Source organism: Actinopolyspora mortivallis DSM 44261 (assembly GCF_000384035.1).
Classification (GTDB): domain Bacteria; phylum Actinomycetota; class Actinomycetes; order Mycobacteriales; family Pseudonocardiaceae; genus Actinopolyspora; species Actinopolyspora mortivallis.
Genome location: NZ_KB913024.1, coordinates 3,602,792 through 3,626,675 on the forward strand (window position 1 = coordinate 3,602,792; position 23,884 = coordinate 3,626,675).

22 protein-coding genes and 1 tRNA gene are annotated in these 23,884 nt (G+C 71.0%); 14 read left to right on the plus strand and 9 right to left on the minus strand.

What is annotated here, in order from left to right; translation table 11 throughout:
• The first annotated feature begins 9 nt into the window (after window positions 1–9).
• The 5 genes from ACTMO_RS0116860 (at window position 10) to murQ (ending at window position 6,004) form a co-directional block, all read left to right on the plus strand.
• Window positions 10–1,311, plus strand: a complete 1,302-nt coding sequence (locus ACTMO_RS0116860) for an exo-beta-N-acetylmuramidase NamZ family protein (protein WP_019855860.1) — start codon at window positions 10–12, stop codon at window positions 1,309–1,311.
• A gap of 83 nt (window positions 1,312–1,394) precedes the next feature.
• Window positions 1,395–3,149, plus strand: coding sequence for a serine hydrolase domain-containing protein (locus ACTMO_RS0116865; RefSeq protein WP_019855861.1), 1,755 nt, complete (start codon window positions 1,395–1,397; stop codon window positions 3,147–3,149).
• 110 nt (window positions 3,150–3,259) lie between these two features.
• Complete coding sequence (locus ACTMO_RS0116870; protein ID WP_019855862.1) at window positions 3,260–3,658, plus strand: PPOX class F420-dependent oxidoreductase; 399 nt, start codon at window positions 3,260–3,262, stop codon at window positions 3,656–3,658.
• Window positions 3,659–4,118: 460 nt separating this feature from the next.
• Window positions 4,119–5,048 carry a MurR/RpiR family transcriptional regulator gene (locus tag ACTMO_RS0116875; RefSeq protein ID WP_019855863.1) on the plus strand — a complete coding sequence of 310 codons (930 nt, stop codon included), beginning with the start codon at window positions 4,119–4,121 and terminating at the stop codon, window positions 5,046–5,048.
• 38 nt (window positions 5,049–5,086) lie between these two features.
• Window positions 5,087–6,004 (plus strand): N-acetylmuramic acid 6-phosphate etherase, encoded by a 918-nt coding sequence (gene murQ / locus ACTMO_RS0116880; protein ID WP_026449341.1) that lies wholly within the window; start codon window positions 5,087–5,089, stop codon window positions 6,002–6,004.
• Between the two features lie 39 nt (window positions 6,005–6,043).
• On the opposite strand, the gene ACTMO_RS0116885 is transcribed toward murQ, so the two are convergent.
• The 3 genes from ACTMO_RS0116885 to ACTMO_RS0116895 form a co-directional block, all read right to left on the minus strand.
• Entirely contained in the window at window positions 6,044–6,610 is a 567-nt protein-coding gene (locus ACTMO_RS0116885) for a cysteine dioxygenase family protein (RefSeq protein ID WP_026449342.1), read from the minus strand.
• Window positions 6,611–6,814: 204 nt separating this feature from the next.
• Window positions 6,815–7,723: a LysR family transcriptional regulator gene (locus tag ACTMO_RS0116890; protein ID WP_019855866.1), complete on the minus strand. Its 909-nt coding sequence runs from the start codon at window positions 7,721–7,723 to the stop codon at window positions 6,815–6,817.
• 87 nt (window positions 7,724–7,810) lie between these two features.
• Entirely contained in the window at window positions 7,811–9,649 is a 1,839-nt protein-coding gene (locus ACTMO_RS0116895) for a S9 family peptidase (protein ID WP_026449343.1), read from the minus strand.
• A 297-nt stretch (window positions 9,650–9,946) separates the two neighbouring features.
• Between ACTMO_RS0116895 and ACTMO_RS22050 the strand changes: the two genes are divergently transcribed.
• Window positions 9,947–10,945: a glycoside hydrolase family 25 protein gene (locus ACTMO_RS22050; protein WP_051099106.1), complete on the plus strand. Its 999-nt coding sequence runs from the start codon at window positions 9,947–9,949 to the stop codon at window positions 10,943–10,945.
• Window positions 10,946–11,011: 66 nt separating this feature from the next.
• Here ACTMO_RS22050 and ACTMO_RS0116905 read toward each other — a convergent pair.
• Window positions 11,012–11,085, minus strand: a tRNA-Pro gene (locus tag ACTMO_RS0116905).
• A 57-nt stretch (window positions 11,086–11,142) separates the two neighbouring features.
• A complete protein-coding gene (locus ACTMO_RS0116910) occupies window positions 11,143–12,105 on the minus strand; it encodes a metallophosphoesterase (RefSeq protein WP_019855868.1) in 963 nt (320 codons plus the stop codon).
• Between the two features lie 104 nt (window positions 12,106–12,209).
• Here ACTMO_RS0116910 and ACTMO_RS0116915 point away from each other — a divergent pair, with 104 nt between their 5' ends.
• On the plus strand, window positions 12,210–12,680 hold the full coding sequence (locus ACTMO_RS0116915) for a GatB/YqeY domain-containing protein (RefSeq protein WP_019855869.1): 471 nt from the start codon (window positions 12,210–12,212) through the stop codon (window positions 12,678–12,680).
• 49 nt (window positions 12,681–12,729) lie between these two features.
• Here the strand turns inward: ACTMO_RS0116915 and ACTMO_RS0116920 are convergent, their stop codons facing one another.
• The gene (locus tag ACTMO_RS0116920; RefSeq protein ID WP_211212984.1) at window positions 12,730–13,515 is read right to left on the minus strand and encodes a siderophore-interacting protein; all 786 of its coding nucleotides are present in this window, start codon (window positions 13,513–13,515) and stop codon (window positions 12,730–12,732) included.
• A gap of 52 nt (window positions 13,516–13,567) precedes the next feature.
• On the minus strand, window positions 13,568–15,952 hold the full coding sequence (locus ACTMO_RS0116925) for a penicillin-binding protein (RefSeq protein ID WP_033402035.1): 2,385 nt from the start codon (window positions 15,950–15,952) through the stop codon (window positions 13,568–13,570).
• Between the two features lie 243 nt (window positions 15,953–16,195).
• On the opposite strand from ACTMO_RS0116925, the gene ACTMO_RS0116930 reads away from it, so the two are divergent.
• A complete protein-coding gene (locus ACTMO_RS0116930) occupies window positions 16,196–16,495 on the plus strand; it encodes a WhiB family transcriptional regulator (RefSeq protein WP_019855872.1) in 300 nt (99 codons plus the stop codon).
• 263 nt (window positions 16,496–16,758) lie between these two features.
• On the opposite strand, the gene bagB is transcribed toward ACTMO_RS0116930, so the two are convergent.
• Window positions 16,759–17,892, minus strand: coding sequence for an ATPase BagB (gene bagB / locus ACTMO_RS0116935; RefSeq protein ID WP_019855873.1), 1,134 nt, complete (start codon window positions 17,890–17,892; stop codon window positions 16,759–16,761).
• Window positions 17,889–18,893 carry an ATPase BagA gene (gene bagA / locus ACTMO_RS0116940; protein WP_019855874.1) on the minus strand — a complete coding sequence of 335 codons (1,005 nt, stop codon included), beginning with the start codon at window positions 18,891–18,893 and terminating at the stop codon, window positions 17,889–17,891. The genes bagB and bagA overlap by 4 nt, the downstream gene beginning before the upstream one ends.
• Window positions 18,894–19,048: 155 nt before the next feature.
• Between bagA and sp36 the strand changes: the two genes are divergently transcribed.
• The 6 genes from sp36 (at window position 19,049) to ACTMO_RS0116970 (ending at window position 23,825) form a co-directional block, all read left to right on the plus strand.
• Window positions 19,049–19,204 carry a Sp36 family protein gene (gene sp36, locus ACTMO_RS23115; protein WP_019855875.1) on the plus strand — a complete coding sequence of 52 codons (156 nt, stop codon included), beginning with the start codon at window positions 19,049–19,051 and terminating at the stop codon, window positions 19,202–19,204.
• A gap of 148 nt (window positions 19,205–19,352) precedes the next feature.
• Window positions 19,353–19,820 carry a RidA family protein gene (locus tag ACTMO_RS0116950; protein WP_026449344.1) on the plus strand — a complete coding sequence of 156 codons (468 nt, stop codon included), beginning with the start codon at window positions 19,353–19,355 and terminating at the stop codon, window positions 19,818–19,820.
• A gap of 206 nt (window positions 19,821–20,026) precedes the next feature.
• On the plus strand, window positions 20,027–20,638 hold the full coding sequence (locus tag ACTMO_RS0116955; protein WP_019855877.1) for a hypothetical protein: 612 nt from the start codon (window positions 20,027–20,029) through the stop codon (window positions 20,636–20,638).
• Window positions 20,639–20,642: 4 nt separating this feature from the next.
• Window positions 20,643–22,049, plus strand: a complete 1,407-nt coding sequence (locus ACTMO_RS21365) for a hypothetical protein (RefSeq protein WP_157062930.1) — start codon at window positions 20,643–20,645, stop codon at window positions 22,047–22,049.
• Window positions 22,050–22,109: 60 nt separating this feature from the next.
• On the plus strand, window positions 22,110–22,928 hold the full coding sequence (locus ACTMO_RS0116965; protein ID WP_019855879.1) for an NUDIX hydrolase: 819 nt from the start codon (window positions 22,110–22,112) through the stop codon (window positions 22,926–22,928).
• A 57-nt stretch (window positions 22,929–22,985) separates the two neighbouring features.
• A complete protein-coding gene (locus ACTMO_RS0116970; RefSeq protein WP_019855880.1) occupies window positions 22,986–23,825 on the plus strand; it encodes an MBL fold metallo-hydrolase in 840 nt (279 codons plus the stop codon).
• Window positions 23,826–23,884: the final 59 nt, after the last annotated feature.

A 23,884-nucleotide genomic window follows, 5' to 3' on the forward strand; every position in this document is an offset into this window, starting at 1 on the left:
GGTGAGCGGATGAGTGAGCTGAACCGCAGACGGTTCCTGTTCTCCTCGGCGGTCACCGCTCCGGTGCTCGGGCTGGGTGGGGCCTCGAGCACCACGGACGAGTCCCACCCTCCCGAGGGAACGACCGTGCGCACCGGGGCCGACGTGCTGGCCTCCGAGGACTGGCGCGGACTGGGTGGAGAACGGATGGGGGTGATCGCCAACCCGACCTCGGTGCTCTCCCGCCCGGCGCGGGGACTGCCGCACGTCGTCGACGACATGCACGCCACCGAGGGGGTGCGCGTGGTGGCCGTCTTCGGTCCCGAACACGGTTTCCGGGGTACCGCCCAGGCCGGTGGTTCGGAGGGGGACCACACCGACCCACGGACGGGCATCCCGGTCTACGACACCTACGGGGCCGGAGTGGGGGAACTGGCCACCATGCTGCGCGACTCCGGGGTACGGCGCCTGGTCTTCGACATCGCGGACGTGGGAACGCGCTTCTACACCTACGTCTGGACGATGTACACGGCGATGCGGGCCGCGGTCCGCACCGGCGTCGCCTTCACCGTGCTCGACCGGCCCAACCCCCTGGGAGGAAGCCCCGCCGGACCGGTGCTGGATCCGGAGTTCGGTTCGGGAGTGGGCGAACTTCCGATACCCCAGCAGCACGGGATGACCGTCGGCGAGCTCGCGGGCATGTTCGACGCCGAGTTCCTGCCCGCCGACGAGGGAGACCGGCTGCCCGAACTGGACGTGGTCCGCACTCAAGGATGGTCACCGGACCAACCGTTTCCCGCGACCGGGCTCACCTGGGTGCCCCCGAGTCCCAACATGCCCACCCCGGATACGGCCGCCGTCTACCCGGGAACGGGGATGTTCGAGGGGACGGTGTTCTCGGAGGGGAGAGGGACCACCCGTCCCTTCGAGACGGTGGGGGCACCCGGAGTCGACTGGCGCTGGGCCGAACAACTCAACGCCGAAGAACACCCCGGGGTGTTCTTCGGCGAGACCCACTTCGTCCCGACGTTCTCCAAGCACGAGGGCGAGACCTGCGGCGGGGTGATGCTGCACCGCACCGGCGAGAAGGGGTTCGACGCGATCCGCACGGCGGTGGCCATGATCGTGCGCGCCCGCGCCTCGTACCCGGAGGTGTTCGGCTGGCGCCCCGACAACTGGATCGACCTGCTCACCGGCTCGGACCGGCTGCGGCGGATGGTGGACCGCGGCGCGGACACCTCCGAGATCGTGGGCTCCTGGCGTGAACCACTCGCCCGTTTCCTCAGGAGACGCGCCCCCTACCTGCTGTACCCCCGTGCGGAAACGGGATGAGCCCGGCCGGGGCACCGGCCCCGGGACGGCGCGGTACCCGCCCGTCCGCCCCAGAACCACCCCCTGATCCCTGCGAGGTGGAGATGCGCACACCGCTGCTGACGACGATGCTGGTTTCGATGCTGGCGCTGACCACCTGTGCCGCCGCCCCGGTCCCCCCTCCGGAGGGAGCCGGACGGTTCGACCAGCCACGCCCCGGTTTCTCCCCGGCGGAGACCCGACTGCGCCCCTCCGCACCCGAACAGGCGGGGCTGTCGGTGTGGCCGATCCTGCGCGCCACCAGGGACATCGCCACGTGGACCGAACGGGTTCCGGGAAGGGAACACCCGATGTACGCGGGGGCGGTGAGCCTGCTGGCCCACCACGGGCGGGTCGTCAGCCACGAAGCCGCGGGCTACGAGCTGCGCTACTCCGACGGGTCGGGCACCGAACTCCCACCGGAACGACGGGAACGGGCACGGACGTCGACGATCTTCGACATCGCCTCGATGACGAAGCTGTTCACCTCGATCGCCGTACTGCGACAGGTCGAACGCGGACGCCTGGAACTCGACGAACCGGTAGCCCGGTATCTGCCCGAGTTCGGCAACCACGGCAAGTCGCGGATCACCGTGCGCCAGCTGCTGACCCACACCTCGGGTCTGCCCGCCACGGTACGGCTGTGGGAGCTGCCACCGGAGGAACGTCTGCCCCACCTGATGACCCTGGAGCCGGTCACCGAACCGGGCAGCACCTACACCTACTCGGACCCGAACATGATCGTGCTCGGCGAACTCGTGGAACGCCTCACCGACAAGTCCCTGGACCGGGTGGTGCGGGAGGACATCACCGAACCACTGGGCATGACGGACACCGGCTACCTGCCCCCGGAGTCCGAACGGCACCGGATCGCGGCCACGGAGTACCAGCGGGCCCCGGAACGGGGGATGCTGCGCGGCAGGGTGCACGACGAGAACGCCTGGGCACTGGGCGGGGTGGCCGGCCACGCGGGAATCTTCTCCACGGCCCGGGACCTGGCCGTGCTGGGGCAGGCCGTGCTGAACGGCGGCAGCTACGGGGGCGAGCGGATCCTGCGGCGGGACAGCGTCGCGGCGATGCTGGAGGACTACAACACCGGGTTCCCCGAACACTCCCACGGGCTGGGTTTCGAACTGGAACAACGCTGGTACATGGCCGGACTCACCGGCCCCCGTACGGCGGGACACACCGGCTACACCGGCACCTCGATGGTGCTGGATCCCGCCTCGCGTTCGATGGCGATCCTGCTCACCAACCGGGTGCACCCCTCCCGCGAGTGGGGGTCGAACAACCCGGCCCGGGTGCGCCTGGCCGAGGGGCTGGCCCGGGCGATGGCGGTCGAACCGCGACACGGCCCCACGGCGTGGTTCACCGGCGGCGGGACCACCGACACCGAGGCCACCCTGACCTCCGATCCGCTGTGGGCCACCGGCCGGGTGCGGGTCGCCTTCGACGCCTTCGTGGACACCCAGCGGGACCCGGACGGGGTGGATCCGGTGCGGCTGGAGTACAGCCGAGACGGTGGCGCGAGCTGGAACCCGGCGCGTATGCACGTCCGGGGCCGGGGGTCCCCGCGTGGGCCGGTGGAGGAACTGGCCGGTTCGGGTCACCGCAGCTGGTGGCGGGTGCGGGCCACGGTTCCGGGGGACGAACGCGGCCGGCTGCTGGTGCGCTGGCGGTTCTCCCCCGACGAACGCTATCTCGGACGCGGGGTCTATCTGGACGGGATCAGGTTGACCTCCTCCTCGGGGACACTGCTCGACGGGGAGGCCGACTCCGGCGCGTTGCACGGCGCCGGGTTCCTGGTCGCCCAGCGCTGACCCCTCCCGGCGCGGACACACCGGTGACGTTTCCGTCGCGAATCCGTCCGTGACGGGGTACGTTGGGTCCGGCACCGTCCGTGACACAGGTTCGCGCGGGGACAAGGGGTATGGCCGTGTCGGTGATTCCGCAGGATCTCGAGGACATCCTGACCAAACGCTCGTTCGCCCACATCGCGACCGTCGGCCCGCGGGGCGAGCCCCAGTCGAGTCCGGTGTGGATCGACTGGGACGGGCAGTACGTGAAGTTCAGCCAGACCACCACGCGGCAGAAGTACCGCAACCTGCGGCGGGAACCCAGGCTGGCCCTGTCGGCGCTCGACCCCGAACAGCCCTACCGGTACCTCGAAGTGCGCGGCCGGGTGGCGCGGGTGGAGGACGATCCGGACAACGCGTTCATCAACCGGCTGGCGAAGAAGTACCTGGACGTCGACGAGTACCCCTACCACCAGCCGGGGGACCACCGGGTGGTCGTCTACGTCGAGCCGGAGCACACCACGCGGATGTGAGCCCCGAGGTCCCGCCGCGAGCTGGTGGCCGTGGTACGGGTTCGGACTCCACCGCCGGGTTCCCGCCGGTTCCTTCCGTCCCGTTCCCTCCGTGGAGGCCGGGCTGCTCACGGTCCACCGCGGACCGTCCCCCTGGTCGGGCAGCGCACGGAGTACCAACGTTTCGTCAAACGGGTGTTCACCGGTCCCGGCCGCGGGGTGGCCCGGATCCTGTCCCGCACCGGGTACGCTCCCCGCACCGGATCGTCCGGGAGCTGCGCCGCCGACAGAAGATCCCACCCGAGGTGCCGCCCAAGGAACTGAGCGCGACACAATGGGCGTGGCTGTGGGGGTGCTCTCCTCGAGGCCCCGCGTGACCGCGGCTGATCCCACACGGCGAGGCCCGAGTGGCCGCCACGGCCCCGCCTGGCGGTTCACGCACCGTTTGACCGCCCAACAGTGATGTTAGTAACTTTCCCACATGGCCACGCCCGACGATCCGAGTCCCGAATCCGGTGAGCACAGCCCACTGGTACGGATACGTTCGCTGCTGCCCGGTCTGGCCCGCGCCGAGCAGCGCGTGGCCCGGATCGTACTCGCCGACCCCTCCTCGATCGCCCACCGCAGCATCACCGAGGTCGCCGAGGCGGCGGAAACCAGCGAAACCACCGTGACCCGCTTCTGCAAGGCCGTGGGGGTCACCGGCTATCCCGAACTGCGCATAGCGCTGGCCGCCGAGACGGCCCGCACCACCGAGCGGGACCGCGACCTCGGCGGCGACATCTCCGAGTCCGACGACCTCCCCCAGATCGTCGACAAGATCGGCTACTCCGACGCGCGGGCCGTGGAGGAGACCACCGGACAACTGGACGTGCACGCGCTGGACTCGCTCGTGGAGGCCGTGTCCACGGCACGCCGCGTCGAGGTCTACGGAGTCGGCGCCAGCGGCTTCGTCGCCCTGGACCTACAACAGAAGTTGCACCGCATCGGCCTGACCTGCTTCGCCTGGTCGGACACGCACAACGCGTTGACCTCCGCGGCCCTGCTACGGCCGGGCGACGTGGCTGTCGGCATCTCGCACACCGGGGCGACCACAGAGACCGTGGAGATCCTGCGCGAGGCGCGGGAGCGCGGGGCCACCACGGCGGCCGTCACCAACTTCGAACGCTCCCCCATCACCGAGATCGCCGATCTGGTGCTCACCACGGCGGCCAGGGAAACGACCTACCGCTCCGGGGCGATGGCCAGCAGGATCGCCCAGCTCACCGTGATCGACTGCCTGTTCGTCGGGGTGGCACAACGTCACCTCACCGAGGCCAGGCAGGCCCTGCAGACCACCTTCCGCGCGGTCGGTGGGCACCGGCTGCGGGTACGTCCCGACAGGCGCAGACAGCGGGAGGAACACAGGTGAGTGACCGCGACACGCGCGGCCCCGCGCGGGGGGACCCCCTGTCGGCCTCCTCGAACGGGTCCGGCACACAGTCCCCCACCGAACTCAGCAACCCCCGCACCACCGACATCGACCAGCTGGGCACCCTGGAACTGCTCCACCGGCTCAACGCCGAGGACGCCTCAGTCCCCACCGCCGTCGAACGGGCGCTTCCCGAGGTCGCGCGGGCGGTCGAGCTGGCCGTGCACTCGCTGGGGAGCGGCGGGCGGGTGCACTACGTCGGGGCGGGCACCTCGGGCAGGATCGCCGCGCTGGACGCCGCCGAGCTCCCTCCCACCTACAACGTCCCGCCGGAGTGGTTCGTGGTGCACCTGGCCGGTGGACAACCGGCGGCCTCCGGTGCGGTGGAGAACGCCGAGGACGACGACTCCGCCGGGGCTGCCGCCGTCAGGGAGGCGGCCGAGAGCACGGACCTCGTGCTCGGTCTGGCCGCCTCGGGCCGGACTCCCTACGTGCTGGGCGCGCTGCGCGCCGCCCGCGAACTGGGGGCCGGCACGGTGCTGGTCTCGGCCAATCCGTACCGCGCCGAGGGGCCCCCGGTCGACGTGGAGGTGGTCGTGGAGACCGGACCGGAACCGATCACGGGCTCGACCAGGATGAAAGCGGGTACGGCGCAGAAGCTGGTGCTGAACTCGTTCTCCACGGCGGTGATGGTCCGGTTGGGCCGCACCTACTCCAACCTCATGGTCGACATGGTGGCCACCAACACGAAGCTGCGTGAACGTACCGTGCGCATCCTGCGGGAGGCCACCGGCGCCTCGGAGTCCGAGTGCCTCGCCGCGCTGCGCACGACGCGGGGCCAGCTCAAGACCGCGCTGGTGCACCTGCTCGGCGGCGTGGACGCCGCCCGCGCGGCCGAGGCGCTGGCCCGGACCCACGGCCACGTCCGCGACGCGCTGCGTGTCCTGGAGTCCTGACCGAGCTCGGCCGGGCCTCGACGAGGCACCGGCCGAAGGTCACGCCGAACTCGGCTCCGAGTGCACCGGAAGTTCGTAGATCCTGCGCACACTGGTGCCCAACCGGCCGATGTCGGCGCCGTAGACGTGCAAGGAGATCGCCGTCTCGGTTCCGCAGTTGCGCACCAGGTGGATGTCCCCGGGAGGGGCGAATCCGCAGCTCTGTCCGCGCTGGTTGGTCACGACTCCGGTGGGAACGAGGTAGTCGCCCGCCGGGGACTGCCGCAGCTCGTAGTGCTGCTCGCTCTCGGTGCCCTGGTAGACCCCCGTCACGCACCAGGCGACGTGGTCGTGGATCGGTGTCTGCTGGCCGGGCAGCCACACCAGCGCGACCACGGAGAAACTCGCGTCCGGTTCCACGTGCAGCACGTGCTGGAGGTAGTGCTCCGGGTCCCCGACCCGCTGGTCCTCCCGGAGCAGGCCCGGGACGTCGAGGAACGGACGCAGCGCGTCCCTGACCAGATCGGCGGTGTGCGCCTGGGAACGTCCGGCGCGCACGCACTCGCGGATCGCGTCGGTGAGCTCGGTCAGTCGCGGATTCTGGTGTTCGGTCCGCATCGTGGTCATACCCGAACCATGCCCGGTCACGGACGCCCGGTCGACCACCGGATTGTTGGGGGAGGGCCAACTCCGGCTTATGAACGCACCGTGTGCCCGCGAGCAGGTGTCCGCTCCTGCCCGGGTTTCTTCCGGAAAGGCCGCCGATCGCCGGAGCACCCGCCTGAGGCGGGCCGTGTGCCTCCGGTACGTCCCCCGGAGGTCCGACCGGACTCAGTCCCGTGCCCGCATCTGCGCGCCCACCCGACCGAAGGTGTCCAGCATCAGCGCCGTGGCGGGGATACGACGCTGCTCCCGCAGCGCGTAGGCGGTCACGCGGCGCTGTTCGAGACCGGCCACCCGCACCCCCACCACGTTCGGGTGCCGCAGGAACGACAGCACCAGGGCGGGCATCAGCGCGATCCCCACCCCGGCGGCGACCAGCCCCTGCACCGCCAGGTTGTCGTCGGTGGTGAAAGCGATCTCCGGTTCGAAACCGGCCTCGGAACAGGCCCTGGTGAAGTACTCCCTGCACCGGGGGCACCCCGCTATCCAGCGTTGCCCGGCGAGTTCGCCCAGTCCGACCGACTCCCGCCCGGCGAGCTCGTGCTCGCCGGGAAGCACCGCCACCAGCGGGTCGTCCAGCACGTCGGTCCCGGTCACCTCCTCGCCGGGCAGTTCCTCGGTGTCCGGGTAGCTGAACGCCAGGGCGATGTCGCACTCACCCCGGCGGAGCTCCTCCAGCGAGTCCGGCGGTTCGGCCTCGCTGAGCCGGACCCGCAGCTCGGGGTGTTCCTCGGTGGCACGGGCCACCGCCCGGGGAACCAGGGTGGCGCTCGCGCTGGGGAAGGCGCAGACCCGGATGCTGCCGCTGCGCAGTTCCCGCACCGCGGAGATCTTGTTCTCCGCGGCGGTCAGGTCGTCGACGACCGACTCGGCGTGCGTGGCCAGTATTCTTCCCGCCTCGGTGAGTTCCAGTCCCCCGCCGCGACGGAGGAACAGCGCGGTGCCCAGGCTCCGTTCCAGCGCCCGCATCTGCTGGCTGACGGCGGGCTGGCTGTAGCCGAGACTGCGCGCGGCCGCCGTGTAGGAGCCGGTGCGCACCACGGTGTGGAACACGCCGATGTAGCGGGGGTCGACCATTCCCGCAGCATACGAACCGCACCGGCGGGTGGGTACCCGCCGGTGCGGAAACCACGGGTTCGTGGCGGCCGAGGTCAGCACCTCGGCTCAGGCCATCCCCACCGCCCGACGGGCGAAGTGGATCTCGGTGGCGACCTGGCGCAACGTCTCGGCGATCACCAGGGAGCCGTGCCCGGCGTCGTAGCGGTAGAACTCGAAGGGCACCTCCCGTTGGAGCAGCCGGTCCAGGTAGTTGAGCACCTGCCGGATGGGGCACCGTGGATCGTTGTCCCCGGCCAGCACCAGCACCGGGGCCCGCACCTCGTCCACGTAGGTGAGCGGGGAGCACTCGTGGTACAGCCGCGGCAGCTCCTCCGGGGATCCGCCGAACAGCGCCCGGTCGTAGGCGCGCAGCGGTTCCATCTCGTCGGCGAACGCGGAGACGTAGTCGGCGACCGGGACGCCGGCGACCCCGCCGGCCCACCTGTCGGGTTGGGTGCCCAGGGCGAGCAGGGTCAGGTACCCGCCCCAGGAGGCTCCCGCGACGACGCTGAGCTCGGGGGTGGTCAGCCCCTCCTTGATCGCCCAGTCCTGCACCCGGGCGACGTCCTCCAGCTCGGTCAGGCCCGGCCGTCCCTCGATCGCGTCCCGCCACGCCGAGCCGTAGCCGGTCGATCCACGGTAGTTGACCTCGACGACCGCGAATCCGGCCTCCAGCCAGGCCGCGCGGTAGGAGGAGAAGCGGTCCTCGTCGGCGGCGTGCGGACCACCGTGCAGGTTGAACACCGTGGGCAGCGGCCCGTCGCTCGTGTCGTCCGGACGGGCGAGCAGGGCGTGCACCGTGTCGTTGGGGCCGTAGGGGACCTCCACGAAGACGTCCTCGACGGGCCTGGACTCCGGGGCGCGGTCCCCTCCGGGGGTCAGCAGCACGCTGTCCTCCCCCTCCGGGGAGAGCACCCGTACCCGCCCCGGCACGGCGGCCGAGGACCACGTGTACTCCACCGAGTGGTCCGGGCGCACCGAGGCCGCTCCGGCGGTCCCCCGGGAGGTGGGCAACGGGGTGAGGGTTCCCGCCGCGATGTCGTAGCGGTGCAGGGTGGTGCGCGCCTGGTGGGTGTGCGCGATCAGCAGCGCCGAACCGTCCGGGTACCAGTCGGCGGAGAGCTCGCCGGGCAGGTCCAGGTCGAGCTCGGTCTCGGTGTCGGTGGCCACGTCCCAGAGGAGCAGTTCCTCCCGTCCGCGCCGTTCGTGCGAGACCAGCAGCCGGGTGTCGCCGGGAACCGGGGCGAAGTCCAGCGCGCCCAGCCCGAGCCCGGGGCCGTCCCACTTCTCGGCGAGCGTCGAGCCGTCCGTGCGCACCACCCGCAGCGCGGGGTGCCTGCTGTCGCCGTGCTCGGAGTGCGACAGCACCAGCAGCGTCTCGTCCCTGGACACGGCGGCCAGCCCGCCGTCCTGCTCGTGCTGGTAGATCACCCGGGTGTCCCCGTCCTCGGAGACCCACACGGTGACCCCCTCGTCGGTGGACATGCCGAGGGCGATCACCCGTTGACCCAGTTCCAGCCCGGCCGGATAGCCCGCGTGGGTGGTGGGCAGCGGATTCTCGGGGGATTCCCCGGTGGGGTCGAACGGTTCGCTCACCCAGCTTCCGAACTCGTCGCCGTCGGTGTCGTCGAACCACCAGATCCGGTTCCCGTCGGCGGAGAGCGTCCCGTGGAAGGTGCCGTTCGGGCGCGCGGTGACCTGACGGTGGGTGTCCGTGGCGCGGTCCCAGGCGTAGAGCTCCCAGGTGCCGCTCACGTTCGAGACGTACAGGCTCCGGTGGGGAGCGTCCCGCGCCCAGTCCGGCAGTGACACGCGGGGAGCGCTGAAGCGGGCGCGCCAGCGCGCCTCCTTGTCCGGGTCGTCGAACAGGGTTTCCGGGATCTTGGCGCCTGGATACGTGCTCACGTCACCGATCCTGCCCGATCGGAGCAACGGTATGAGCACTGGGTAGGCAGTGTCGCTCGACCAGGCGAAGGAGTACAAGCCGGTCGGTTGATTGTCCCGAATGCCCGGATCGGGAGATGATCGAACGACTTCCGTTCGCGCGGACCCACCACGGGAGACGCACCCGAGTCACGGGCCGGGGGTCGGATCCCGGGTTCGCGCGGGCGCCCCGGGACCCCGGGTGCCCACCCTCTCCGGCACCCGGGCCGGGGGTGGAGGACGTCACGAGTCCGCGCCGCGAGCACGGGTGGGGTAACCATGATCTACGGGATCGACGTCTCGCATCATCAGGGGCCGTTCGACTTCCGCCGCGCCCGGGCGGAGGACTTCGAGTTCGCGTTCCTCAAAGCCACCGAAGGCGACGGCTTCACCGACCCTCGCTTCGCCGAGAACCTCGCGGCGGCCCGCTCGGCGGGCCTGCTGGTGGCCGCCTACCACTACCAACGCGAACAGGCCTCCCCCGCCGCCCAGGCCGAGCACATCGCCCGCATCGTGCCCCCCGACGTCCCCGTGATCCTCGACGTGGAACAGGGAGGCGGCCCCGCCGAGCTGGCCCACGCGGTGACCACACAACTACACCAGCGGGGCTTGCACACACCACTGATCTACCTGCCGGAATGGTACTGGCGCCGCATCGGCAAACCCGACCTGTCCGGATTCCCCCCACTGTGGAAATCCCGGTATCCCGACAACCGCGGCGGCTACGCCAGCGAGATCTACCAACGGGTCCCCGACCACTTCTGGAACGGCTACGGCGGCAACCACGTGGCCGTACTGCAGTTCACCAGCCAGGCCACCGTCGCCGGAACCACCCCGGTAGACGCCAACGCCTACCTCGGCACCCGCCACGACCTGGACAACCTGCTCACCTCTCCGGGAGAGACCATGCGCGCCGACGAACGCCAAGCCCTGTTCGACATCCTCCAACAACTCACCGGCAGCCGCTCCCCGGGACAATTCCCCGGATGGCCATCCTATGTGGATGGTTCCCAACGGTTCACCCTCGTGGACTTCACCCGCTGGATCGACAAGCACACCTTCGACCTGCACAAGCGTTTCGCCGTGGCGGCGACCGCGGAAGGCGGACGGGAACGGGCCCTGCGCAGCGTGGTCGCCGAGGCCGTGGACACGGTGTTGGAGGCCGACGACCCGAAACGCGAGGAGGTGGTCGACGCGGTCACCGCGCGGCTCACCACCTCGGCCCGTCCGCACCACGCGGTGCGGGAGGAGGACGGCGAGAGCCGCGGCTCCGAGTGACCCCACCGTGGAGAACACGAAAAAATCCGGTTGCCGAACCCTGAGGTCCGGCAACCGGATTCCACGTCGGGGTGGCGGGATTTGAACCCACGACCTCCTCGACCCGAACGAGGCGCGCTCCCAAACTGCGCTACACCCCGGATCTCCCGGCGGGATCGTCGCCGGAGGCTGATCGCCACCGAACGACGCCCCAGAGTCTATCGGACACCGATCCGGGACTCGACAGGGGCCCCCGACTCGTCACGCGCCGCACCGACGGAACCGCCCTCCGAACGCGGTACCAGCGTCAGCAGGGAGGCCTCGGGCGGACAGGCGAACCGCACCGGCGCGTAGGGAGAGGTCCCCAGTCCCGCCGAGACGTGCAGCCACGTGTGCTCCCCCCAGGTGGAACTCCCCCGGGCCCGCTGTCGGTCGAGCTGGCAGTTGGTGACGATCGCCCCGTAGCCGGGAAGGCGCAGCTGACCGCCGTGGGTGTGCCCGGCGAGCACCAGGTCGTAGCCGTCGGCGGCGAAGGAGTCCAGCACCCTCGGCTCCGGGGAGTGCGTGACCCCCAGTCCCAACTGGCTGCCCTCCACCGGAGCTCCCGCGATCTCCGCGTAGCGGTCCCGCTTGAGATGCGGGTCGTCCAGTCCCGCGACGTGGATCCGCACCCCGCCGACGGTCAGTTCACCCCGCCGATGCGTCAGGTCCATCCAGCCGCGTTCGGTCATCGCCGCCCGCAGGTCCCGCCACGGAAGCGGCCTGCCGCGAATGCGCTTCTGCCTGGCCGCGGGGATCAGGTAGCGCGCCGGATTCTTCGGTTTCGGCGCGTAGTAGTCGTTACTGCCGAAGACGAACACCCCGGGCCGCTCCAACAACGGCCCCAGGGCACGCAGCACGGCGGGCACCGCCTGGGGGTGGGCCAGGTTGTCCCCGGTGTTGACCACCAGGTCCGGCTCCAGCTCGTCCAGCGCGGCCACCCAGCGCTGCTTGGAGAACTGCCGGGGGGTCATGTGCAGGTCGGACACGTGCAGCACCCGAACCCGCGGGCTGCCCTCGGCCAACACCGGCAGGGTGGCCGTGCGCAGCGTCCAGCTCCTGCGTTCGACTCCCGCCGCGTAGCCGAGCACCGAGCCGCCGAGCGCCCCGGCGGTGAGCAGAATCCGACCGAACGTGTTCACACCACCAGCCTACGGGGCACACGCCCGTCCCGTACGACGGCCCGAATGATCCCTCACCCGGCGTGCCGTGCCGGCGTTCGGCGGTGGCCGGGATAATCGAAGCCATGTCCGAGTTGAAAGAACAGCTGCGCAGCGACCTGACCGCGGCGATCAAACAGCGGGAAACCACGCGCACCGGGGTGCTGCGCATGGCCCTGTCCGCCATCGGGGCGGAGGAGGTGTCGGGCAAGCGGGCCCGGCAGCTGTCCGACGAGGAGGTCCGTGCCGTACTCGCCAAGGAGGTCAAGAAACGCGACGAGTCCGCCGCCGCCTTCGACTCCGCCGGCAGGACCGAACAGGCCGCCTCCGAACGCGCCGAGGGCGAGATCCTGCGGGAGTATCTGCCAGCACAGCTCGACGACGCGGAACTCGCCGAGCTGGCCAGGCAGGCCGTCTCGGAGGTCGCCGCCGAACTCGGCGAAACGCCGGGGCCGAAACAGATGGGCCGGGTCATGAAACTCGCGAACGCCAAGGTCGACGGCCGGGCCGAGGGAGGCCGGGTGGCCGCGGCGGTGAAGGCCGAACTGGGGATCTGACCGGTCCCGCGGACGTGGGACGGCCCGACGGGGTGGACGCGCCCGCGTTTCAGCGTTCGCCCCGACCCACCCTCCAGTAGGCCAGCGCGTACGTCCGGGACCGTCCCAGCCCGAGGGTTTTCTCGCCGAACTCCCTGATGCGCTCCACCACGCTCGCCTCGGCTCCCACCCACAGGTGCGGGTGTTCGCCCAGTTCCGCCGAGCGGACCGCCTCCGGAAGGGCCTCGGACCTTCCGGGGGGTTCCCCCTCACGGAACAACCAGGTCCACTCCCCCGGCAGCGTGCTCGGCACGTAGTCCCGCTCGGCGGCCGTGTCCGCCTCCACGAAGACCCTGGCCGGAACGCCGGTGGGCAGTTCCTCCAGGATCGCGCACACGGCGGGCAGGGCCGTCTCGTCACCGACGAGCACCAGCGGGTCGGCCTCCGGGGAGGGGGTGTAGGAGGGGCTGGGCCCCACCGTGACCACCCGGTCACCGGCGCGCACGTTCGCCGCCCAGGTGGCTCCGGGGGCCTCGTGGGCGTGCAGCACCAGGTCGACGGCCAGCTCGCGGCGCCGCGGGTCGAACCAGCGAACCGTGTAGGTGCGCTGCTTGGGCTGCTGGTGCGGTGGAGCGGCGAACACCTCGGCCCTGCTGTTGCCGAGGGGGGTGGGAAGACCGGGGCGCGGCAGGCACAGCTTGATGCGCTGGTCGGTGCCGCTGCTGACGAAGTCGGCGAGCTCCTCCCCGGTCAGCACCACGCGTTTCATCAGGGGTGTGATCCGCTCGACCCTGGCGACCTCCAGCTGCCTGTAGCGGGACCGCACCGGTGTTTTGCCTGGATGTGTACTTCCCACGGGCGACCAGTGTAGGACCGCGCCGTCCCGCTGCCCGGCCGCAGGCAGCTGGTCAGCCGCCCGAACCCCCGGAACCGGACCCCTGCTGCCCGTTGCCCTGATCGTTCTCGGCGGGTTCGGGCTGGCGCGTGTGCGTCCGCGGCGGGGGGATGTAGCCGGTGCTGACCGAGATCCGGATGCTGGTGCCCTCCGGAGCGACACCCCGGGGGGACTGACCGATCACCGTCCCGTGCGGCTCCTTGCTGTTCACGGTACGGCTGTCGACCTCGTAGCCCGCCTCCCGCAGCTTCCGCTTCGCCTGCTCGGCCCTCATGCTCACGACCTCGGGAATCTGCTTGCCCGAACCGCCGTTGTGGTAGCGCTCGGTGGTGGTGGGCAGCTGTTCCACGGGCATCCCCTCGTGGGCCTGCTTCATGGCCCGCATCCAGGTCTTGGCCGGCACGGTGCCGCCGTATATGTTCCCGCTGCCACACACCGACGGGGTCCCGCCGAGGCAGATACCGGCTCCGCGCCAGGAGGGCGGGCGGTCGATGAAGGTGAGCGCGGCCCCGGCGAACTGCGGTGTGGCCCCGATGAACGCGGCGGAGGCGAAGGTCTCGGTGGTTCCGGTCTTGGCCGCGGTGGGGCGGTCCCATCCCGTCGCGCTGGCCGCCCGGGCCGCCGTGCCGGAGGTGGTGTCGTCCGACATGCCGACCACCATCGCGTCGGCGAGCTCCCGGTCGACCGCCTGTTCGCAGGGCGGCTCGGTGATGGACACGCGGTTGCCGTGCCGGTCCCGGATCTCCTTGATCGGAGTGGGCGGGCACCACACCCCGCCGCTCATCAGCGTCGCGGCCACGTTGGACAGCTCCAGCGGACTGGTGGGACTGAACCCGAGGGTGAAGGCACCGATCTTACGCTGTTTGATCTCCTCGGCCTGGGTTCGCTCGCGGGCCCGTTCGGAGGCCATGGGGATGCCGGCCAGGTCGTGGTGGTTGAGCGTGCGACGCATCCCCAGCCGGGCGGCCATGTCGACCGTGTCGTCCAGCCCGGCACGTTCCTCCAGGATCACGAAGGAGGTGTTCGGCGAGGTGGCCAGTGCCTTGCGGATGGAACGAGCCCCCGCACCGACCCCCTCGGCGTTGCCCACCGTGTACGGGTTGGTGCCGTTGCTGAACTTCACCGAGGTGTAGGAGGAGGGCCCCGGGACCACGTTGTCGATCCCCATCCCCTCCTCCAGGGCGGCCGCGGCGGTGAACACCTTGTACACCGAACCGGCCCCCTTCTGCACCATCGTGGTGGGCAGGGCGTAGGCGCTCTCGCCCTTCTCCTTGTCGAACCCGAAGTTCCGGTTCGCCGCCAACGCCCGCACCCGGTGCTTGTCCGTGCCGGGCTCCACCACGGACAGCACGTTGGCCACCCTCGGACTGTCCTGGGGAACCCCCTCCTCGGCGGACTTCTTCGCCGCCGCCGTCACCCGCTGGTCCAGGGTGGTGCGTATGGTGTACCCCCCGGAGCGCAGCTCCTCCGCCGAGAGCCCGGCCCGTTGCAGGTAGTTCTCCACGTACTTGCAGAAGAAACCGTTCTCCCCACCGGCACCGACGCAGCCGTTGGGAAGTTTGCCCAGGGGTTTCCGCACACCCAGCGGTGCCTGCTTGGCCTCGCGGGCGACCTCCTCGGTGATCCGGTTCTGCCGGGCCATCGCGTCGATCACCAGTCCACGGCGGAACAGGGCCTCCTCGGGCTGGGTGACCGGGTTCAACGATCCCGGCCGGTTGACCACTCCCGCGAGCAACGCCGCCTGGGCAACCGTGAGCTGGTCCGGTGTGGTGCCGAAGTAGGCCTGCGCCGCCGCGGCCACCCCATAGATCCGGTTGCCGTAGGGGACCACGTTCAGATAGCGAGTGAGGATCTCCTCCTTGTTCAGGCGCTTCTCCAGTTGCAGGGCGATGCGGATCTCCCTGAGCTTGCGCGCCACGGTCTGCTCGGAGGCCTCGGCCTGCTTGACCGAGTCGCCTCTGGCCGCGACGTGCATCAGGTAGTTCTTCACGTACTGCTGCGTGATGGTCGAGGCGCCCTGGGTGATCTCCCCGGCGACCTGGTTGCTCACGAAGGCGCGCACCGTGCCCGGCCAGTCCACTCCCTGGTGTTCGTAGAACCGCTGGTCCTCGATGGCGACCATGGCGGCCTTCATGGTGTCGGCGATCTGGTCGGAGCTCGCCGGGGTGCGGTACTGCTCGTACAGGTAGGCGATCGGATTGTCCGCCCGGTCCGTGACGGTCGTCACCAGCGGTGGTTGTTCGGCGAGCATCTCCGCGGAGATCCTGTTCACCGCGTCGCTGGCCCGGTTCGAGACCACGCCGAGTGATCCCACGGCGGGGAACAACATGCCCGCGACCAGGACGCCTGCCAGCACACACAGACCGAACAGCTTGATCACGCCGTTACGAAGCCGCACACCGCTCACGGTAAGTCGCCTCGCGTGAGATCACTCGCTGTCGTCGTCAATACCCCCCGATGTGATGACCGCAAAAGAAAAATCCCACGAAAGTCGGTTGGCCGTGGAACCGAGATCTTCTATGGTGCGTCCACGTCCAGCGACGGGAGTTCGTGACACATCCTCGGTGCGTCACGACAGCCGGTGCCGGGGGGCCCGGAGATTGCAGGTCGCCGACGATCCAGTGAGGAGCTGGGGGCCTTGATGCTCGAACAGGGGGACTGGCGGGTTCACGCGGCGTGCCGCGACACGAACCCGGACCAGCTTTTCGTACGGGGAGCCGAACAGCGCAAAGCGCGCACGATCTGCTTCGGGTGCCCCGTACGCACCGAGTGCCTCGCCGAGGCACTGGACAAGAAGATCGAGTTCGGAGTCTGGGGTGGCATGACGGAACGCGAACGACGGGCCCTGCTGCGCAGGCGTCCGGACGTCCGCAACTGGCGGGAACTGCTCGAAACGGCCCGGGCGGAGTACGGCAGTCCCGAGGCCTACCAGGTGGGATGACGACGAGCTGAACCGAGGCCGAACAAGCGGATCGGCGGGAGGCGAACACCGGCGCGCCCGGACGCCGACGGCTCGGCGGGCGGGAGGAACAACCAACGTCGACAACGGCCCCCCGGCCCCGCGCGTACGGCCGGACTGCACCCTTCGCCCGTCCGGTCCCCGTGATCCTCGTGGCATGGTTGCCGGCCCCCTGCGCAGCCGACTCCCCGACCGTGCGGGATTCGGGTGCGTGAGCAGCGCGGCGACCGTCCCGGAAGGAGTCCTCAGCCCGCCAGCCGTGTTCCGACCTCGTCGAGTCCGTCCAGGTCGTGCACGTCGCCCGGAAGGGCGGGAACCCCGACCAGCCCCACCTCCGGATGCGCCCGGGTGAACCGGGCCAGCAGTCTCTTCTCCCGCTCGGCCACCGCCACGCGGTCCGCGTGCAGCCGGAGCACCGAGGCCGCCAGGGGGGAGCCCCCGGCCTCCTCCAGTTCCTCGGCGGCCGCGACGGCCCGGGCGGCGGGCAGATCCGCCAGCACCGGGTGGGTGCGGTTGACGACCAGCCCGGACAACGGCATCCCTTCGGAGGAGAGCCGCTCGACGAAGTAGGAGGCCTCGCGCAGCGCGTCCGCCTCGGGAGTGGCCACCACGAGGAACCGGGTCCCTTGCGAACGCAGCATCCGGTAGGTGTGCTCGGCGCGTTCCCGGAAACCCCCGAACGTCGAGTCGAAGGCCTGGACGAAGGCGGCGGCGTCCGACAGCAGCTGGTGGCCGACGATCGTGGAGACGGTCCTGGCGAACACGCCGAAGCCCGCCCCGACCAGCTTGCGGAGTCCCTTCCCCCCGGCGCGGGCCGGGCTGGCCAGCATCCGGATCAGCCTGCCGTCCAGGATCGTGGACAGTCGCTGCGGGGCGTCCAGGAAGTCCAGGGCCGACCTGCTGGGCGGGGTGTCCACGATGATCAGGTCCCAGCTCCCCTCCGCGGCCAGTTGCCCGAGCTTCTCCATCGCCATGTACTCCTGGGTTCCGGAGAAGGACGTGGACACGGTGCGGTAGAAGGGGTTGTCCAGGATCTGCCGCGCCCGCTCCCGGCCGGCGTGCGTCAGGACCATGTCGTCGAAGGTCCGGCGCATGTCGAGCATCATGGCGTACAGCTCCCCCGGCACCGAGGGGTCCAGCTCCACCCGTCCCGGTTTGTTGTCCAGTTCGGCCAGACCGAGGGCCTGGGCGAGTCTGCGGGCCGGGTCGATCGTGAGCACCACCGTCCTGCGACCCCGGTGCGCCGCCCGCAGTCCCAGCGCGGCGGCGGTGGTGGTCTTGCCGACGCCTCCGGAGCCGCAGCACACCACGATCCGGTTGGCGGGGTCCCGCAGCAGTGCGTCCACGTCGAGCCGTTCCGGACGGGAGCGCTCGTTCATCCTTGTCCTCCGACGCCGTGGGCGACGAGTTTCTCGGCCATCTCGTACAGTGCGGCCACGTCGATCCCGTCCACGTACTCGGGCAGGTCGAGCGCGGCGAGGTCGGTGTCGTGCAGTCGTTCGCGCGCGGCCAGTTCGGCGCTGGCCCTGGTGGCGTGCTCGACGGTCTCGGCGACCAGCCCGTCGAGCACCTCGTCGTTCCAGTCCAACCCCGCCGACTCCAGTCCGCTCCTGATCCGGTTCGCGTCCACCCTGCCGTCGGCGGCGGCCGTCACCGAGCGGGTGGCCAGGCGCGGGGGGCGCACCCTGTTGAGCAGCACGGCCCCCGGGCGCAGTGCGGCCGCGTCCAGTTCCTCCACGGTTTCCAGGGTCTCCCGCACCGGCAGCTGTTCCGGCAGCGTCACCAGGTGCACCACGGTGTCGGCGGAGTGCAGCAGGCCGACCACGTCCTCGCTCTGTCCGTGGATCGGTCCCGTGCGGGCCAGGTCGGCCATGGCCCGGGTGACGTCGAGGAACCGGACTATCCTCCCGGTGGGAGGGGCGTCGACCACCACGGCGTCGTAGCTGTGGCGGCCGTGGGAGTCGGTGCGGCGCACGCACTCCTTGATCTTGCCGGTGAACAGGACGTCCCGCAGCCCGGGGGCCAGGGTGGTCGCGAACTCGATGGCTCCCATCCTGCGCAGGGTGCGTCCCGCGAAGCCGAGGTTGTAGTACATGGCGAGGTATTCGAGCAGCGCAGCCTCCGCCTCCACCGCGAGCGCGCGCACCTCGCCCCCTCCGGGGGCCGCGGCCAGTCTGCGTTCGGCGTACTCCAGCGGCGGGGTGTCGAACAGCTGGGCCAGCCCCTGTCTGCCCTCCACCTCGACCAGCAGCACCCGACGTCCCCCGGTGGCCAGGGCCAGTGCCAGGGAGGCGGCAGCGGTCGTCTTGCCCGCTCCTCCCTTGCCGCTGACGAAGTGCAGCCTGGCCCGGTCCAGCTGACGGTCCCATCCAGAACTCACACGATCAGCGTAGGTGGACGGTGGGGGTCGTGTCCGCCCGCGAGTGGGAAATGGTCGTCGTGTCGGCCGCCCCTGGCTCCGGAGCCCGTGAATCACCGGTTCCGGCGACCACCCGACCGGGCCCTCGGGGGCGAAGGTCTTAGTAGGGTGGCGGCATGACCAAATGGGAGTACTCGACAGTTCCGCTGCTCAGTCACGCCACGAAGCAGATCCTCGACCAGTGGGGCGAGGACGGCTGGGAGCTCGTCGCCGTCCTGCCGGGGCCGACCGGCGAACAGATGGTCGCCTACATGAAGCGTCCGAAGGAATGAGGCCGCACACGGCGGGTCCGCTCGCCGTGTGCTCCGGCGAACGACCCGCTGTGGCGCGTCCGTCCCGGAGGAGCGACGCGTCCCGGGCCGTGTTTCCCTGCGGGAAACGACGGTGATCCACCCCGGAACCGACGAACGGGAGATGCCCATGACCACCTGGACACAGCGGCTCGCCGAGCTCGGTCTGCGACTGCCCGAGGTGGCGCGCCCCGTCGCCTCCTACGCCCCGGCCGTGCGCAGCGGTGACCACGTCCACACCGCTGGTCAGCTGCCCTTCGTGGAGGGAGCGCTGGCCGCGACGGGCAAGCTCGGGGCCGAGGTGACGGTGGAGGAGGGCCAGCGGTTGGCCAGGATCTGCGTGTTGAACGCGCTGGCTGCCGTGGACGGTGTGGTCGGTCTCGACGCGTTGTCCGGTGTGGTGAAGGTGGTGGGTTTCGTGGCTTCCGCTCCGGGGTTCACCGCCCAGCCCACCGTGCTCAACGGCGCCTCGGAGCTGCTGGGGGAGGTCTTCGGTTCGGCGGGCACCCACGCGCGTTCCGCCGTCGGGGTGGCTGAGCTCCCGCTGGGGGCGCCGGTGGAGGTGGAGCTGGTCGCCGAGGTCTCCGCGCACTCCTGAGGGGTCGCGGTGCGGCAACGCGGGTCCGCCTTCCGGGGTTCCCCCTCCCACCGAGCACTGCCTACGGGAACCGCGAGTGACGAAGTCCGCGCGCCTGGCGGGTTGATCGTACGGTTTCGCGGAGGAAAATCACCCGTACGGACGTATTCGACGAGGATGCTTCGACGCAGCGTGTTGAGAAGGATCCCAGGAAGGGGCGGCGAGAGGTGACCGACCGCGAGACCGGACTGTTGTGTCACGAGCTGCTGTTGCGGCTCGCCGACCGGATCCCGGCCGAGTCGCTCTGGCGCTACCGCGACTGGTTGGCCGGCGGAGCCGAGGAGGTCCTCGCCGTTTCCCTGCCCAAGCAGTTGCTGCGCGAACGCATCGGGCTGACCGACACCGAACACCGCCTGCTCTCCGAGGCCCTGCTGCCGCTCGGGGCCGATCCGGCCGCCGTGAGTGCGGTGCTGCCCCCGGAGTCCGGATCGGACGGATACTCCTTCACCGCCTCGGGACCCACCGACGACACGGGGGACTCGGAGACGCTGGTGCTCGGGGCCGCACTGCGCGGTCGTGCCGGTGTCCACGAGGTACGCGGCAGCTGGCGGCACGACTCCGCGAACACCCTGCCCACCAGGGTGGTGCTGGTCGACACCTCCGGCGACCCCGTGGAGCTCACGGGCGAGATCCAGCGCGTCCTGCGTGCCCTCGGCAACCACACCCCTCTCGTCGAGGTGCTGCCCGAGGAGGTCGAACCCACCGACTACCACGGCCGCGCGCGTACCGCGTCGAACCTGATCTGCACGGGCAACGGCGCTTCCCCGGCGCGGAACTGACCGCGTGGCCCAGGACCGGAGCGAGCAGAACCAAGGAGAACCCGTGGTGGACCTGGCGGACAACGGATCGCCCGCCGAGCGGCTGCACGAACTTTTGCTGGCCCTCACCGGCAGGCTGGACGACGACGCGGTCAACGCGGCACGCGAGTTCGCCGGTGCGGGACGCAGCGACCTCGCCGCGGAACTCGTCACCGGCTCCCTCGTGGCCGGAGACATCGTGGTGACCGGCCAGGAACAGCGTGAGCTCGCGGCCGTGCTCGACCGGAGCGCCTCGCGGGCCGAGCTGGCCGAGCGCCTGGCCACCGGCACGCCGGAGACCTCCGAACCACACAGGTTCACCGCTCCGGAGCGGGTGGACGACCTGGCCACCGCGCTGCGTTCCGCGACCGCTCGCCTGCCGGAGCTGCGCTCCGTGTGGTGCGCGACGCGCGTCACGCCCGCCGGGGCCGCCGCGGGAACGGTTCCCCGGAGAGTACTGCTGGCCGAAGTGGACGGACACACCGCCGTGGGAGCGACCGGTTACCAGCTCACCCAGGCCCTGCGGCGTGCCGGCCTCACCTGTTCCGTGGAGAGCTTCCCCTCCGACGGCGAGCTGCCCGAGTACCACCGGAACGCGCTCGCGGTCGCCCACGAGGTCCCCCTCCGGCAGACCTCCTCCGAACCGCCCGCCGCAGCACGCCACACCGCCCGCCGGAGCCGCCGCGCGTCCGCACGCGCGGCGGGCCACGGTCGAGACGCTGAGCCCGCCGAACCCGCCACCCAGGGCTTCCCCGCCCCGCTCGGCCCTCCGGCCCCCGAGGGGGACACGCCGGTACCGGACGAGGAACATCCCACCGCCGAATGGCCTGTCGCGGAGCTCGGCGAGCCCCCGCGCCAGGAGCCCCCGTCCGGGGGGCTTCCGCCGATCGAGGACTTCCCCTCCCCGGTGCGGCACCGGCAGGAGGACACCACCGGCGAGGAGACCGCGCTCCTCGCCGACGGCCCGTCGTCGACGCCGGCCCGGACGGCACCGGAACAGGAGTTCCCCGAGCCCGGCGAGCAGGGCTCGGTGGCGGAGTTCCCCCGCTCGGAGAACTCGTGGGCGTTCACGGAGGAACCGCTCGATCCCGCCGAGCAGGCCGGCCCCGAAGCCCCACCCGTGGGCGAGGAGTCCGGGACCGGCAGCACCGGCTCCAACCCGAACGTCCCCGCCGCCGTGGACGCGAAGCTCACCGACCGGGAGCGCAACCTGCTGCGCAAGCTCCACGAGGAGCTGGCCCAGCGTGAACAGGACCGGGAACCGGAACAGTCCCCCGAAGCCGGGGAGTCCGTGACCCGCGGTTCCGAGTCCCCCCAGGACCCGCGAACCACCACCATCCCGGGAACGGGGAACTTTCCCCCCATCGGCTCGGTCGGACCGCACTCCCCGTGAGCGAGGCGACAACCGGCCATGTCGTACCCCGCACCCGGCACGGAGTCCTAGGCTGAGCTCATGCGCCTTCCTCCGGAGCTGACCCTGCCGGACAGCATGGTTCCCGCCGAACCTCCGGATCCTCCCGCCACCCCCCGGGACGCGGCCACCGTCGTGCTGCTGCGCGACGGTCCGCACGGCCCTGAGGTCTTCCTCCAGCGGCGCGTGCGGGGAATGCCCTTCGCCGGGGGGATGACCGCCTTCCCCGGCGGTGGTGTGGACGAACGCGACGAGCAGACCCGGATCGCCTGGGCGGGCCCTCCCCCCTCCTGGTGGGCCACCCGCTTCGGGTGCGGCGAGGAGTTGGCCCGCGCGCTGGTGTGCGCCGCCGTGCGGGAGACCTTCGAGGAGGCCGGGGTGCTGCTCGCCGGTACGGCCCCGGACGTCGTGGTCACGGAGACGGGCCGGTACGCGGCGGAGCGGCGGGCCCTGGTCGCCAAGGAGATCTCCCTGGCGGAGATGCTCGACGAGCACGAGCTCGTCCTGCGCGCGGACCTGCTGCGCCCCTGGTCGAACTGGGTGACTCCGGCCCTCGAACCCCGCAGGTACGACACGCGTTTCTTCGTGACGGCCGTGCCGGAGGGCCAGCGTGCGGACGGATTCACCGGGGAGGCCGCCGAGGCCTACTGGAGCCGTCCCAGCACGGTCCTGGAAACCTGGCGTTCCGGCGAATGCGGACTTCTCCCACCCACCTGGGTGACACTGACCGAACTCGCGGCCTGCTCCGAGGTCACGGAGGTCCTGAACTCGGACCGGGAGATCGACAAGACGATTCCCCGGATCGTCCACCGGGACGGGGCGTGGCGTGTGGTGCTCGCCGACGAGCACGACCGGTCCTGACCGGGGTGCTCCCCCCCGCCGCGAGCGAAACCACGTCCGGAAGGGAACGAAGAACCAGTGAGCTCACACACCCGGCAGCACCCCGCCTACGCGGTCTCCCGACCGGTGCTCGACTACGCCACCGTGCGTCTGGCCTCCAACCCCGGGCCGATGACACTGGACGGAACCAACACCTGGATCGTGGGCGCTCCCGAGGCCGAGGAGTGCGTGGTGATCGACCCGGGTCCGGCGGAGGAGGAGCACCTGCGTGCCGTGGGCGGGACACGACCGGTGGCCGGGATCCTGCTCACCCACCACCACCCGGACCACACCGAGGCGGCAGCGGAACTCGCCCGGCGTACCGGCGCACCGGTGCGCGCCGCCGACCCGGAGTGGTGCACGGACTCCCCGACCAGGCGGGACTCGGACTTCGGGGCGGGACCGCTGCGGGACGGAGAGCTCGTCACGGCGGCCGGGTTGCGGCTGCGTGTGCTGGCCACCCCCGGCCACACCACCGACTCGGTGTGCCTGCACACCGAGCACGGGGGTGTCCCGGCGGTCTTCGCCGGGGACAGCCTGCTCGGACGCGGGACCACGGTGGTCATGGCCGAGGACGGCCATCTCGGTTCGTACCTGGAGTCGCTGCGTCGTCTGACGGGACTTCCCGAGGACACCTGGCTGCTGCCCGGCCACGGTCCCGAACTCCCCGGTGCCCCCGCCGTGGCGGAACACTACCTCGCGCACCGGAGGCAGCGGCTCGACCAGGTGCGGACCGCGGTACGCGGGATGGTGGGCGAGGTCGACGCCGCGAGGGTGGTCGACGTGGTCTACACCGACATCGATCCCGCCGTGCGTCCCGCCGCCGAGAGCACCGTGCTGGCACAGCTGGAGCACCTCAGGGAGCTGGGCGAGCTCTGAAGGGATCCGTTCCGTTTGTCCTCCCGTGCCCGGCGGGTATCGCCCTGGTGAGGTGACGA

What these genes read in the sequence shown, in the direction of transcription:
- ACTMO_RS0116865 (WP_019855861.1), top strand. Translation starts at nt 1,395, where the DNA reads ATGCGCACACCGCTGCTGACGACGATGCTGGTTTCGATGCTGGCGCTG.
- ACTMO_RS0116890 (WP_019855866.1), bottom strand. Translation starts at nt 7,723, where the DNA reads ATGGTCGACCCCCGCTACATCGGCGTGTTCCACACCGTGGTGCGCACC.
- ACTMO_RS0116930 (WP_019855872.1), top strand. Translation starts at nt 16,196, where the DNA reads ATGCTCGAACAGGGGGACTGGCGGGTTCACGCGGCGTGCCGCGACACG.
- bagB (WP_019855873.1), bottom strand. Translation starts at nt 17,892, where the DNA reads ATGAACGAGCGCTCCCGTCCGGAACGGCTCGACGTGGACGCACTGCTG.
- sp36 (WP_019855875.1), top strand. Translation starts at nt 19,049, where the DNA reads ATGACCAAATGGGAGTACTCGACAGTTCCGCTGCTCAGTCACGCCACG.
- ACTMO_RS0116950 (WP_026449344.1), top strand. Translation starts at nt 19,353, where the DNA reads ATGACCACCTGGACACAGCGGCTCGCCGAGCTCGGTCTGCGACTGCCC.
- ACTMO_RS22050 (WP_051099106.1), top strand. Translation starts at nt 9,947, where the DNA reads ATGATCTACGGGATCGACGTCTCGCATCATCAGGGGCCGTTCGACTTC.
- ACTMO_RS0116915 (WP_019855869.1), top strand. Translation starts at nt 12,210, where the DNA reads ATGTCCGAGTTGAAAGAACAGCTGCGCAGCGACCTGACCGCGGCGATC.
- ACTMO_RS0116860 (WP_019855860.1), top strand. Translation starts at nt 10, where the DNA reads ATGAGTGAGCTGAACCGCAGACGGTTCCTGTTCTCCTCGGCGGTCACC.
- ACTMO_RS0116875 (WP_019855863.1), top strand. Translation starts at nt 4,119, where the DNA reads ATGGCCACGCCCGACGATCCGAGTCCCGAATCCGGTGAGCACAGCCCA.
- ACTMO_RS0116965 (WP_019855879.1), top strand. Translation starts at nt 22,110, where the DNA reads ATGCGCCTTCCTCCGGAGCTGACCCTGCCGGACAGCATGGTTCCCGCC.
- ACTMO_RS0116870 (WP_019855862.1), top strand. Translation starts at nt 3,260, where the DNA reads ATGGCCGTGTCGGTGATTCCGCAGGATCTCGAGGACATCCTGACCAAA.
- ACTMO_RS0116885 (WP_026449342.1), bottom strand. Translation starts at nt 6,610, where the DNA reads ATGACCACGATGCGGACCGAACACCAGAATCCGCGACTGACCGAGCTC.